This window comes from Cyclobacterium qasimii M12-11B, assembly GCF_000427295.1.
In the GTDB taxonomy this organism is placed as follows: domain Bacteria; phylum Bacteroidota; class Bacteroidia; order Cytophagales; family Cyclobacteriaceae; genus Cyclobacterium; species Cyclobacterium qasimii.
Genome location: NZ_ATNM01000059.1, coordinates 1 through 14,473, shown reverse-complemented (window position 1 = coordinate 14,473; position 14,473 = coordinate 1). Strand labels below are relative to the sequence as shown.

The 14,473-nt window shown below is 38.5% G+C and carries 7 protein-coding genes; all 7 read right to left on the bottom strand.

All coding sequences use genetic code 11. The features are described 5' to 3' along the window. Positions 1 to 578: 578 nt before the first annotated feature. The gene (locus tag ADICYQ_RS05230; protein ID WP_020893993.1) at positions 579 to 2,396 is read right to left on the bottom strand and encodes an FAD/NAD(P)-binding protein; all 1,818 of its coding nucleotides are present in this window, start codon (positions 2,394 to 2,396) and stop codon (positions 579 to 581) included. A 92-nt stretch (positions 2,397 to 2,488) separates the two neighbouring features. Next, the gene (locus tag ADICYQ_RS05225) at positions 2,489 to 4,075 is read right to left on the bottom strand and encodes a glucoamylase family protein (RefSeq protein WP_020893992.1); all 1,587 of its coding nucleotides are present in this window, start codon (positions 4,073 to 4,075) and stop codon (positions 2,489 to 2,491) included. A gap of 38 nt (positions 4,076 to 4,113) precedes the next feature. After that, a complete protein-coding gene (locus ADICYQ_RS05220; protein WP_020893991.1) occupies positions 4,114 to 6,081 on the bottom strand; it encodes a glucoamylase family protein in 1,968 nt (655 codons plus the stop codon). 57 nt (positions 6,082 to 6,138) lie between these two features. Continuing rightward, positions 6,139 to 7,224: a LamG domain-containing protein gene (locus ADICYQ_RS05215; protein ID WP_020893990.1), complete on the bottom strand. Its 1,086-nt coding sequence runs from the start codon at positions 7,222 to 7,224 to the stop codon at positions 6,139 to 6,141. A 22-nt stretch (positions 7,225 to 7,246) separates the two neighbouring features. After that, on the bottom strand, positions 7,247 to 8,788 hold the full coding sequence (locus ADICYQ_RS05210; RefSeq protein ID WP_020893989.1) for a RagB/SusD family nutrient uptake outer membrane protein: 1,542 nt from the start codon (positions 8,786 to 8,788) through the stop codon (positions 7,247 to 7,249). 13 nt (positions 8,789 to 8,801) lie between these two features. Continuing rightward, complete coding sequence (locus ADICYQ_RS05205) at positions 8,802 to 11,891, bottom strand: SusC/RagA family TonB-linked outer membrane protein (RefSeq protein ID WP_020893988.1); 3,090 nt, start codon at positions 11,889 to 11,891, stop codon at positions 8,802 to 8,804. A gap of 404 nt (positions 11,892 to 12,295) precedes the next feature. After that, complete coding sequence (locus ADICYQ_RS05195) at positions 12,296 to 14,182, bottom strand: 7TM diverse intracellular signaling domain-containing protein (RefSeq protein WP_040414666.1); 1,887 nt, start codon at positions 14,180 to 14,182, stop codon at positions 12,296 to 12,298. Positions 14,183 to 14,473 lie beyond the last annotated feature (291 nt).

The following is a 14,473-nucleotide window of genomic DNA, read 5'->3' as shown; positions in this document are numbered from 1 at the left end:
CAGGATTTAAATAGGTACTTTTGTCACAGGGCTGACACTCTGTGCTAATTTACTACGCCCTTACAGGGCTAAAATGGAAAAAATATCAGGATTATAAGTTCATTTTCAACTAAAAACTCAATGAGGTTAAACAACTCCATCAAATCAAACCCGGCCTTTAAAGGGACAAATATAATAGCACAGGGTGAAGCCCTGTGACAAAATCGATATTGGCAATTCAAGCCCTGCAGGGGCGAAATATATCTCCCTTTTCATCCTTAGAATACAAGAAAAATAAAGGAATTAATCTTAATTCTTGTTTTCAAAATAGTTTACTACCTCTTTAATTTTTTTAATTGTACTTTTTAATTCTGTAGGTTCCTGAAACTGTTCGTTACGCATTGCTAAACTTAGACCAAATCGGATCATATAATATAACCATTGCCACTTTTTTGCTAATAAAATGCCCTGGTTTGGGTCATTGGTCAACAAAGCAACAAACTTGTATTGAGCAGAATTTTAATATGGATTGAAGCCTATTCTTATTGAATTAATTTTTTCTAGAATTGCACTTTAATTTAATGGGCGAAACAAGTTGATTACAATTCCTCATTTTCTTCGTAAAGTGCAGTAATGTTTTCAATGTTATTGCTAATATTTTCACCTTCTACAATTTCGGAAACCCATGACTCCACCAAAATTAAACTTGTGGCATTACAGGCTTGAAGACCATATGAATAGGGACGTAAACCATTGGTATGGGTAAAATTGATATCGTATAAAGAATTGTTAGGTGTGCCATTTTCATTAATGGTCCTATAACTTGAATCAATGTCAATCCCCGACAGTATTAAGCGAGTACAATCACCATCATGCATAATTTTGCTTGCGTCCAACTCTTTGATCAATTGATCGGTAATCGTTGAAGTAGCAAAATTAGTGGTCGCCCTTCGTATGCTTCCTTGTTTTACCAATGATTGAAATGGAAAATTTTCTAATTCCACGCTTTTTTGCCCCCCACAATTTATAAATAAATTGTACTCCATCTCTTTTTTTCCATCCTTCTCAAACTCAACCGTAATTTTGATTTTATCATTTTCAAAGGAGTCGTCATTGAAAATAACCTTTCCTGCCTTTAATGCTATACATTTAGCATCATAAAGGGCTAAGAATATCTCTGCAGATTGTAATGGCAAAGCAGCAATAACGTTCATTAAAAAGGGCATGATCTCTTTGTGTAAAAAAATATGATCTTCTGCTGGCAGTAACTCGGAATGGTAATTTAAACTATACATTAAATCATCTAATGTTTCCATCCAGTAGATAGGGATTTTATTGTTAATAGAATCTTTAGCAGTTATCATTTCAGCTTTCATTCCTTCAAAGGAATTAACATATTCGTGCTTTTCGGACATTAGAGTGACCAAATCTTTAAAGCTAAAGGCTTCCTGCTGAAGTTTTTCAACTACATCCAACAAATTATCCTTAGTAAAAGCAGCAATCAATGAGGGGCGACATAGTTTTTCAAAAAAATCTTCAATTCTCAAAAATCCTTCATCACCTATCAAATCCAATAATTGCCTTCTACTAAAATGGCGATAAATCTCCCGCAATGGCTCTTGTTGTTCATATTGTAAATGTGGAAGCCACCCTTCTGCGGAGTGTAGAACTATTTTAAAATTTGAAGCTTCTTTATGCTTTAAAAATTTTAATTTATTTTCAACAGATACAAACTCTCCGTGCCGATGTGATAGAGAGGTCACAACATCAAAAGCGCTTAAAGAAGCGCCAAGGATACCAACTGGGAAATTATAAAACGTACCCTCATTAGGGAGTATTTTGCTAATTGGCCAAGGAGATGCAAAATATCCAGCTTTTAAATTATCTTTTTCTTTCCAAAGGTGCCCGCTAGCAATGATAACCGTAGAGAATGTGTGTTTTTTATGTTGACTGTCGGTTAAGAGTATTCTCCCATTTTTCTTCTGTAGTAGGTCTATCACTTCAGCATCACCATGTTCATTGACTTCGATCCCTGTAGCTTTAATAGCAGTTAATAATTGGTTGAACTGCTCATGAAAATAATATCCCAAAGCTATTCTGCTATATACCTCAGAATCATCAATAGAAAATTCACTTATATTGAATTTTGTTAGTAATTCTCTATTTTGACTACGAAGCCAATCGCCAAAAGATTCTTGTAATTTTGGGATTTCTTCTGATGAAATATTTGCCATATTAAATACATCTGTATTAGAAGGATTATATGGCATACCAAACCCTAAAATTTTATCTTTTTCAAAAATTGATATTTTACCAATTTTATTTTTAAATACGTCAATATGAGTCCAAATATTTTGGAGTAGATAGAGTGAAGTTGGCCCACTTCCTATAATAGCAATATTTGATAAATCAATCATAATCAAATGTTTATGCTTTAAATAGATACACACATTAATCTAAATGTTCTACCTCAACGTATAGCTTTCCAAGTTGTTTAAAATATTTTAAATTACTCTTCAGCTATTGTAAAACCTAGCTTTTCTAATCCCTCTTGAACTTCCGGTGCAGCCATGAATAGCTCCCATCCAAGACCTGTTCTATGGTTTTCAATCATAGCAACAATTGGCCCCTGATCGATGGCCAAATAACGTTGAGGATACCAGTCTTTCTCAGGGCTAAGGGCGTCGTAAAAGCCGTAGCGTCCAAAAACTTTTTCTCCATAATTGTAATACAAATTCTTTATCACGGCCATGCTTTCTTCAGGTGTATAAGGAATAGAGGACAATGCTGCTGTGGGAGAAATCACCCCCAAATCATTTCCTGGCTTGTGGGCAGCATATCCTGTAACGGTATAACTTGCCGTCAAGCCCCAAAGGTCTTCCCCATAGCCTTTAAATCCTTGTTCATTATTTACACACCATTGCCTGTTAATCAAAGTATGGTTACGGTTATGCTCCCAATAGTTGGCATATTGGTCTTTTAAGCCCTTAGGGTTCAGGCCTAAATAAGAATATTGAGACCAAAATAAGGGGCCTCCAAACTCAGTAGAACCATTGTGTTTCAAAGGAAGGTCATGTCCATAGGCCGAAGTGTCATTTACAATGTCACCATCTCTGGCCCATCCTTTATGGTAGACAGTTGCTGGTACCCCATAGGTAGGTGATGAAGCAGCCAAAACATAGGTAATCATGCATTCATCATAGCCTTTGATCCCAAAATTCTTTTGCCAGGCAAAATTGGGGGACCAATGCCAGTATAAAATATCCTGACCTCCTTGCGTGTACCAGCTCCACTCCGTTGTCTTCCATAATTCGTCAATCTGAAGAGCAAGTTTTTTTCCTCGTTCACCACCATTTTTATAGTATTCTCTAACAGCTAATAAGCCCTGAATTAAGAAGGCTGACTCCACCAAATCTCCTCCATCATCGTCATTCCCAAAAGGCTTTACTTTTCCGGTTTCACCATTGATCCAGTGGGGCCAAACCCCATGAAACCTGTCTGCCTTTTTAAGAAAGCCCACCATGCGCTCAAACCGCTCTAAGCCCTCTTCTTTAGTTACCCAATTTCTTTCAATTCCAGCCAACAGGCCAAAGATTCCAAAACCAGTGCCTCCAGTAGTCACTACATTTTGGTCATTTTGAGGGTAGACACCATCCATATGAATTCTTTCTCTGGCCATTCCTGAATTTGGCTCAGCCCCTTCCCAGAAATACCGAAAAGTATAGTATTGAACCATGTCAAGTAATTCCTCATCCGTCATAGAACGCGTGGCAACGGCTGATTCGCCCAAACTCTCTTTCCCTTCAATTAACTGTGCTTCAATTTTATAAGAGAGCTCAAGCTCAGTCCCAAGGTCATTTACGAAATCAAGGTAGATCGTATCCTTTACCTCGGCTCTTTTGGTATAGCTATTGTCCTTCTTTTTAACTAAAACGGCATAGCTTTTTGCGCCCGCCACCGGCTCCCACTGCAACTCAACATGCCTGTCATATCCCTTTGTGGTTATCCTATCCGATTGGACTATTTCGCTTGCACAACTTGAAATGAGTAGCCATACAACAAGCGCTAAATTCCATTTATTTACTATCTTCTTCATTTTACACTTATTTTAAATGGTATTAAAACCCTATAATTTCAATAGCTAAAACCTAGTTTATCCAGGCCATCTTTGACCTCCTGGTTTTGCATAAAATATTTCCACAATAAACCTGTTCTGTGGTTTTCTATCATAATTATTATGGGCCCCTGATCTATGGCGAGATAACTATCCGCAAACCAATCTTCGGTAAGGTTAAAAGCATCATGAAAACCATGTTGCCCCCACAACTTGTCACCCAATCCATAATAATACAATTCTAGTGCAGCCATTGAGGCTTCTGGTGTATAGGGCATGGATGACAATGCTGCAGTAGGAGCTATTACGCCAATGTCATTGGTGGGAGAATGGGCACCGTACCCTAAATGATTGTCGCTGGCTGTAAGGCCCCATATTTCAGATCCATAGCCAACATATCCCAAACTATTTTGCTCACTATAGGCCAAATGAATAAGGCTATGGCTAACATTTTGTTCCCAATAATCAGCATATTGATCTCTTAAGGGTCGCGGATCAAGACCTAAAAAAGAATAGTGAGAAAAAAATAAAGGACCACCCATAGGCGTCCCCAATGGTAATAAATGTCCAAAATAGTTGTTTCCATTTATGATTTTGCCTTCTCCTGCCCAGCCTTTGTGGTATACCTCAGCATCGATCGGATAGGTAGAGGATGAAGCGGCCAATACATAAACGATGAGCGCCTCATTGTATCCTGTAACGGCTAAATTCATGATCCATTCATTGGCTGGAGACCAATGCCAAAACAATTTATTTTGACCTCCCCTAGTATACCAGTCCCATTCGACTGCCTCCCATAAATCATCAATATTATCTCTAATCTCTTTTTCAGTAGCATTTAAAGGGTTTAAATATTCCTTCACAGTTAATAAACCTTGAATAAGCAACGCTGTTTCTACAATATCTCCCCCATCGTCTGAAAGACTAAATGGAATAACTTTTCCGGTACTTCCATTCATCCAATGTGGCCATGCACCATGAAACTTGTCTGCTTTTGATAAAAATGCTACCACTTTTGCCCACCTTTTCACACCTTCGTTTCTAGTGATAAATCCCCTTTCTATGCCAACAATAATGGCCATCATTCCAAAGCCCGTTCCTCCAGTAGTCACTATATCCCCTGAAGTATTTCGCTCCCGGATCATTCCACTGGCAGGGTGGGCAAAATCCCAGAAATAGTTAAAGGTTTGCTGCTGCACCAAGGTCAATAAAGCAGCATTGTCTAACAGCGGGAATTTGGCTACACTAGGTTTTCCTGTAAAGAATTCGACTGCAAAATCTTCTATGTCATTTTCAACTGAAGAAACTTGTTCAAAGCCTATCACGAGAGCATGCTTCTTGAAGCCATCGAGTAAATCAGGGCTCTTTAGTATCCAATTCCTTTCATCCTCACCAGCTTCTAAATTCACCTGCATAGGAATTCCGTTTTGAGTTATTTTAATTTGGTCGATGGTAAGGTCAATGGCTTTTGAGAAGGTCAGGCCTATAGAAAAATCAGTGTTTGCATTCAACCATCGACGATTCCCGGCCCATTCAGCTCCATCTATAGCAAAGCTTAATACTTCAATAGCTGAAGATTGGGTGGTGAATTTCACCTCATAACCCGGGAAAAATGTACCTTGATTGCCTAATGCTCCAGAACTAATGCGTAGTAAATAAGTAGCCCCTTCCTTCAACAAACCTATTGGCCGAAGAACCACTTCCTTATTACTGTCTAAAAAATTGACATTAAATTTTACCAATTCACCCGAAAGCTCCTCTTTTAGGCTTATCGCTTCCTCCATCTTTCCAGGATCAATTGCTGTGGAAAAAAACACTGAAATGCCTTGATCTGTACCAATACCCGAATTTTGATTATAATCCTGTACCAATAACAATTGGCCCGCCATTGCTTTGGTCAATTGGATATTGGGAAGCTCGGAAGTTTCCTCTTGACAAGAAAACAACAGGATCAGAAGTAGGTATCGGGTAATTATTATTCGGTGCATGAGACGGAACATAAAACGGCAGCCGTGATGTATGGCTGCCGTTGTGCTATGATTTTCTTAATTGCTTTCAGCGGCCATGATCGATCGAATCTCTTCTTGAGTCAAAGCTGTATTAAAAATCCTCAGTTCATCCATTAAGCTTGCGGTAGATAAATGACCCCAACCTGCGAATCTAGGAGCTCCAGAACCAACGGATAGTAAATCACATCCTGTCCAGTCTACTCCATTAAAGTTATTCTGGCTAACAATTTCCCCATTGAGATAAACGGTAACCTGATCTGAAGCGATGGTGAAAGCAATATGGTTCCAGCCCGAAATAGCAGGATCAATATCTGCGGCGCTCCCCCCATCAAACCAACTGTCATTGGTACCATCCCCTACATTGAGCTTTATCCTTTGCATTCCACCTGCATTTTCTCTGAACAACCTAAACCCAGAGGTTCTGTTGTTCATCGCAGTAGGATTGGCTTCATCAGGTGGTCCCATCACCAAAAGTCCGGCCCTATCGGGACTGGCATTCAGGTTGTACCAAAAAACAGCGCCAAAAGATTCATTTTTTAATCCGTCTGTAGGGAATTTCAAGTAGGCATCTGTTTTGCCGGCATAAGCACTACCCATTAATCCACTAGCAAATTCGGGTGCCCCTGCAATATCAGGCGTTTGAAGGCGAACTAATTCTACAAAATCACCATCGAATGGCAAATAGAAAATTTCACCATCATAAATCGGCTGGTACGGTTCAGTTTTTTCAAAAGTCACCGATTTTACTGTAGATTTTCCAGACTTATCTGTAGCCATTACTTCAAGAACATGCTGTCCATTGGTAAGTGCTTCAAAAGTGTGTTTCTTTAAAAACCTTCTATAATCAATAAATTCATTAAAACTTGCTATTGCAGTGCCATCCATTGTCAATGAAACCGCATCAATTTCAATATCATCTTCAATGGTAAGGTCAATATTGATAGCCGTAACATCTTCTACAACTCGAATTTTTGTACCCTCATTTGGGTAATTAATTTCTATTTCCGGCGCATTGTTATCTGGGCCGGGAGCTACAAAGGCGATATCGTCAATATAACCATCTGTACATGAAGTGGCGATCATAGCCATCAACATTATAAGGGTGAACCTTTTATTTATCATCGGATTACATTTATTATTACCATTAATTATTGTTAGCAGCTTCTTTGATTTGAGGCAAAATATCCTGCTGCTCAAGTGGATAAGGCAGGTATTTATCTGCCTGAGGATCATAAACCCTCCCTCCATAATTCAGGGCATCCGTCTGCTCGTGACGAACCAAATCGTAATACCTAATTCCCCATTCCATTCCAAATTCCGCGAATTTTTCATCCAGAACAGCTTCAAGGTTTACGCCATTAAGGTTTCCTAGCCCTGCCCTATTCCGGACCAAATTGACCGCATCATCTGCCGAAATCACTCCCCCGGTGGCACCACTTACCAAAGCCTCTGCATGTATAAGCAATATCTCAGCATACCTTATACAAGTGAAGTTTTTGTTTTCTCCGTAGCCAAACCTACCAGGAGTAAGTTGGGTAGAGGGCAAATAATGTTTTCCACTAAGGAAATTATACCTGGGATGATCGTTAAACACATCGCCATCCGCACTGCTATTGGTAACCCAATTTGGAAGTGATGCAAAGTTTGGATCTGCTTGTACTTCCGCTATTCCACTTGGCGTAAATAGTACAGTGGTAGACAACCTCTCCTGCTCATTTCTGTCAATCATAAATTTCACATATTTGAGAGATGGTTCCCAGAAACCCCAGCCACCTCCAGCACCTGAGACTGCAGGTGTCCAGTTGGCAGGACCGAAAAAATCCCATAAGTACCGAGTATTGGTACCACTTGCCTGACCAAAATCTGAATATTGCAGTTCTAAAAGATTTTCATCGTTCAGTTTACCTTGAAGTTTAAACAGTTGGTAATAATCTGGTTCCAACTGATACAAGCCACTGCTTATGATTTCATCTGTAGCTTTTACCACCTCTTGATAATTGTTTAATTCCAAATTCGCAAGGGCCTTGACTGCCAATGCAGTATACCTTGTAACTCCACCTTTTACTTTTGTTCTTTGATTGGGGTGAATGCTTGGAAGGTCAGGAATGGCTTCATCCATCTGTTCCGAAATGTGTTGCATTACCTCATCAAAATCGGACAGCTCGACATTAAACAAGTGACTTGGTTCTGATGAATTGGGTATCAAAACTGATCCCCATAATCGGGTTAAATGCATCAATTCATATGCCCTTAACACTTTAATTTCAGCAATGTACTGGCGAGAATCAACCTCACTGGCCCCTGCCTCCCTGTATTTTTCAATCTCTTCCATGGCACCATGCCAAAATAGAAGATCTGAATAGAGATTGAGCCAGATAGAGTTATACATCCAGAAGCTTCTGTTGTATTGAAAGTTATCCGTCTCTGTAAGTGGCACCTGGTCACCCCCAGCATTTACATCATCACCTCGAACACTTATGATTGGGAAACTTTCCCACTGCAGTGAATAAAGCTCATTGTAAGCCCCATACAGCAAAAGGTCCATGTTTTGGTATTGCGTATAATCTGTGTTTTCGACAATAATTTTATTTTCCAGTGGCTCATCCAGCAAACCCGTACAAGATTGTCCTGTCAGCCCAAGTATTAAAGCCAAAAACAAAACGATAGTATATTTATTGTTTTTCATCTTTGTTTCGAATTTAAAGTTTGATGTTTAGGCCTAGTGTATAGGTGCCTGGGATTGGATATACCTGACGGTCTATGCCATTGGCTACTTCAGGATTGAAACCATTGTAATTAAATATGGTCAATGGCCTATCTGCAGTAAGCGTCACCCGAGTTTGAGGAAATTTCACTCCAAAAACGTCTTTATCTACAATAGCATAAGTCAAGCGAACATTTTGGAGCCTAAAATAGCTACCATCTTCCACAAAATAATTGCTTAAATTCTGGTTCCAACTTTTCCTCAATCCAGCGGCCGAAGGATACTTGTTGGATGTTCCCTCACCTCTCCATAGGTTATCTGCCAGTTCAGCATCAATATTAGTGTCATTTGTAAATATTATTTCACCCCTCTTTCGATTGAGAATACTATTGCCTACCTGACCTTGAATCAACGCTGAAAATTCAAAATTCCTGTAGTTAAAGCCAGCGTTGAATCCATAAGAATAATTTGGAAGAAATGACCCAAGGACTACCCTGTCTTCATCATTGATTACTCCATCTCCATTCTGGTCCTTAAATTTTAAATCTCCCGATTGTAGGTTATTGTCAGCTACAAACTGTGAGCTGTATCCGTAATTGTTAATTTGTTCCTCCGTCTGGAAAACGCCATCCGTTTCATAACCATAAAATGCCAAGTAAGGCTGTCCTACAATAGAACGCTGTCTGAATTCTGCTGAGCCGGCGTCCAGACTTTCCGGACCACCTAAACTTAAAACGGTGTTTTTAAGTGTTGCTATATTTCCACTGAGGTAATAGGAGAAGTCTTGGGAGATATTGTCTTCCCAGTTTAAAGACAATTCCAGGCCTTCATTTCTAATTTCTCCCACACTCCTTCTTTCACTTGCTCGTATTACAGGTGGAATAATGCTAACTGCCAGGTTTCTTGTGTCTCTGATAAAGTAGTCGGCATCGATTGATAATCGCTCAGCAAATAATCTGGCGTTTAATCCAATGTTTCGCTCAACTGTGGTTTCCCAACGATCGATCAAATCAAAAGTAGGGTCCAATCTCCTTCCTATAATCAAAACCCCATCATAAGCCCCCCTGTTTTCCACTAACTGAGGCGCTCCAACTGAGGAATTTATTCCATCATTACCCAATTGGCCCCATGAGCCTCTCAATTTTAGAAAGTTAATGGCTGGAACATTAAAGAAGGATTCTTCTGTAAGCACCCATCCGGCTCCAAAAGTGGCAAAATTACCCCATTTTTGCTGAAACTTATTGTTTCCATCTCTTCTAAAAGTTCCATACAATAAATAACGATCATCATAATTGTAGGCAACCCTGGAAAAATAAGATTGATAGAACAACTTGTTCCCTCCATCTCCTATACCATTTAAGTCAAAATCAGTGACATTATTTAAATACCAAAACTGCTCCTCATCTCTCATTGGATCAGGGTTAAGGTTTTCTCCTCTTGCGAATAAAACCTCATTTGACTCACTCCTAAAAGATTGGCCTAAAACTACCGTAAGGTTGTGTAGGTCAAAATTATTTTGATAGGTTAGAAAATTGTCCCAAATCTGATCATTTCTCGTAAAGGAATTTCTGCTCAAAGAGGATTGTCTTTCTTCTCTACCATCGCTATAAGCAAATCCAACATTTCTTGAATTGATACTCTCCATACTAAAATTATATGAAGTTTTAAAAGTCAGGTTATTAGGTATAATTTCAATTTCAGAGTAAAAATTACCCAATAACTTGGCAACTTTATTTCGATTGTCTGAGTAGAGTAAGTTGTAAAATGGATTTTGGTTGGACCTATACCCTAATTGTTGTGCATTAGACAAGCTATTAGGAGAAGCATCTATATTGGTTTCATCATAAACAGGCAATATAGGTACAGCAAAGTAAGACCTAAACCAAGCCCCGTTGTCTCCATTGTATTGCTCAGCAGTACTTACGTTCAGATTACCTCCAACTGTCATCCACTCTTTCACATCTGTGTCAAGTTTGATCCTGAAATTCATGCGTTGATAACTATTGCGGGTTTCTTTCATTAAGCCTTCCTGGTCAAAATAACTTGCTCCTAAAGAATACCTGGTTTTTGTACCCCCTCCATTGAAAGATAGGTTATGGTTTTGAATGGCAGCTGGGGCCATTATTTCTCCATACCAATCCGTATTTACTGCAGGCAATGAGGGGTCTACATAACTTCTTCCATATCGCTGAATGGCATTTTGAATAAATTCCATATCCGCTACAGCTCCTGTCTCATTGATGTACTGTACGAATTGTTGGGAATTCGCCATCTTCAGTACATTTTGAGGATTTTGAATGCCGTAATAGCCGTCATATACAATTTCTGGCTCCTGGTTGTAATTCCCACCCTTTGTTTCTATTACCACCACTCCATTCGCTGCCCTCACTCCATAAATAGCCGAAGCTGAGGCATCCTTAAGTACAGATATGGTTTCAATGTCATTGGGATTAAGAAAGTCTATGTTGTCAAAGAACATACCATCAACCACATAAAGTGGCGCTCCTCCTCCTTCGAATGAGCCAACACCACGCACCCTTACTGTTGGGGAAGCACCGGGTGCACCATTACTGACGATCTGTACACCAGCGACCCTTCCTTGTAGGGATTGCATGGCCTGAGAATTGGGTGTTTTGATGATATCATCTGACTTTATAGTGGTAATGGCAGAGGTCAGGTCACGCTCTCGCTGTGTACCATACCCAATAACTACCACTTCATCAAGCCCTTGAGCGTCTTCTACGAATTGTATATCAATTGTGCTTTGGGCGCCGACGACAACCTCTTGGCTTTCAAACCCTATAAATGAAAATACTAAAACAGATTGTGCTGATGCGACCTGCAATTCATAATTGCCATCAATATTTGTCACTGTTCCATTCCCAGTGCTCTTTTCAAGAATATTTACGCCCGGAATTGATTCACCAGATGGGTCCTTCACTGTCCCACTCACAGTGAGCTGTTGTGCTTTTAATAGGGAACCTTCGGAAAACATAAGCCCTCCAAATAAGAATATTAACCAAAATAATGAAAAAGGGATTTTGGGTTTAAAATTTCCTTTTTCTATAGTAAAGGGAATTTTCATAGGGTTTTGAGTTTAGGTAATTTTAATAGTTAATTAGGTCAATCAACTCCAGTTGATTTGAGTATGAAACTAAAATAAAGTAATGGCAGATTATGAAAAAAAGCCATGAAACCTTAACTAAAATGCTAAAAAAATGTTCAAATTTTATCAGGAAATATCACATTAATATCAATGAAAAACACCTTATTTAAGAAATAGACAGCATATTAAATAATTTCATATCGGATGGATAGCATGAATGTAAAAAGAGATAAAGACACTGTCAAAATTGAATATTTCAAAAATATGATCCTCTTTGATAGCTGTTCACTTTGGACAAAAGCACAAAGAAAATTGAAAACTGTAAGATTAAAAAATAGGAGGTTTTACTGTGTTTACACTCTTTTTGTCACCTTGAAATTGCTTTAGTAATCGACCATTTCAAATAAAACAATCTCTTCCCACCCAAATTCAAGATCAGATTGATTGCCTATTTTTGTTTGGATTTTTTTCCGAAAGGCCCAAATCGTATTTCTTCTCAAATCCAAAATTTCTGCCAGTTGGTCCAAGGTCGATTTTTCTCGGGTAATATAGGAAGCGTAAATAATGTAAAAGGCCTTGTCCAAAGGGAATTTAATACCGTGAAAGACCGTACCAGAGGTAACCGAATTTATATGGCCACATTTGGTACACCTTCTACTAAAAACTTTAGCTGTTTTACCGTATTTTGTATGGTCACATTGGCGGCATTGAAAGCCATCTCCCCATTTTAATTCTTCCAAATACCTGTAACAAGCTGAAGGTTCTGGAAAAATTTCCCTGAATTCTGAAAGGGTCAATGACTTTTTGGTTAACCTGGCCCGAAACGAAGCTTTAATGGAGCTTTTCAATTTCCAATTGTCTTTATCCAATAAGGCGTTGATACGTTCAATTTCTTCATCTTTTTCCTTAAGTTGCCCATTGTAGGCTTCTAAAAGTTCGTTTTTGGCTTGAAGTTCTGCCGTTCTTTGGCTCACTTTATACTCCAGTTCTTTGTTTACCTTTTCTTTCAAGGAAATATTCTCCTTGTATTGCGAAAGGGATCTTTTAAGAGCCTTGTCCCTGATTTCTTTCATTAACCTAATCCTATCTCCTAGGGCAAAAGACAATAGCACCATTTCCACTAGAAAAGCAAAGTGAAGGCTGTAATAAACAAAGGTAGTATGGGGTATAATGGCGTAGTTTGCCAAGATCTTTATGCAGACACCTATAAATAATACACCGTAAGCCATGACAAAAAATCTGGCAGCCTGGTATTTTTTTACCAACAGAAAAATTGAAGTCGACAATATTAATAAGAAGGGTAAGCTATCAAAATAGGTAAGTTCAAAATATTTATTGTCGACAAATAAACCTAAACAGAAAAGGACAATTTTTATACTAAGTACTATCCATAAAGAGTAGTGAAAAGCCAATGCCTTTCTTTTGGTATTTAGAAACCTGACTGTAAACAAAACTGCCCATAACACAATCGAAAAGCTAAAAATACCATTGACAACAGCGTTCCAATTTGGGTAATTGGGCCAAAAATATTGAAAACCTATTCCGTCTAAACTCATCGCATAAAGCGCCACACTCAGAAGGTAAAGAATGTAGTAAACGTATTTCATTTCTTTGACCGCCAGAAATATTAAAAAATTATAGAAGGCAATAATCAAAATCATACCATAAAAAAGGCCGTAAAGAAAATACTCACTTAGCGCATAATGAACAAAACGGTTAAGAGATCTTACGGCAATTCTGATATCTGCCTTTTGTGAAGAATTAACCTTAAAATAAAAATTAGAAATGCCTGCTTCGCTGTTCTCCAAAAGCAATTGAAAATTTTTATGATTGAAAAGTCGTTGAGAAAAGGGATTATTGTCTCCCATTTCCTTTATTGTATACCCGCCATTGCCATTAGGTACATATGCAGTAATATGGTCGATGCTTTGGTCATAAAATTCGAGTAACCATTTTTTTTTACTTTCTGGACTGTTGGCTATCGATAGCTTTACCCAATAAGTATAATCGGTGTTAAAATTATTCTTACTAAAGTTAGGTCTTATTTTTATAAACTGTTGAAACTCCCCCTCACTTATACCTTTGAAATCCAATTGATTGGTACTGTCCTCAAAAAACTCAAGCTGGTTGATAGCATAAATGCGTTCATTCCAACCATCATCTATTTTCAAGGTAGCGGCACCTGATATTCTTTGACCTAAACAAAGGGAGTTTGAGATCAAAATTAACGTTATAATGGGCCAGACCTGTCTTCTCAATAAACTATACATTTCCACTCTCTTTAGTAGACCATTATGCAATAGAAGCAAACAACTACTTTTTTGCGTAGGAATAAAAAAATAAAAGTGGCAAAAACCATGCTTAATTTGGAATCAACTCCAATCTCATTTTCATCGGCTTCGTTTGTTGGTAGAAGAATTACAAATTTTATAGAATATTAAGGGCCCTTTGCCCTTTGCGTCTTAGCGCCTTTGCGAGAAACAATAATTATGTAGAATTGAAAAATTGCACGCAGAGCCGCAGAGTCGCAAAGAAATGTTTTCCACGTCCTATCAAGGGTT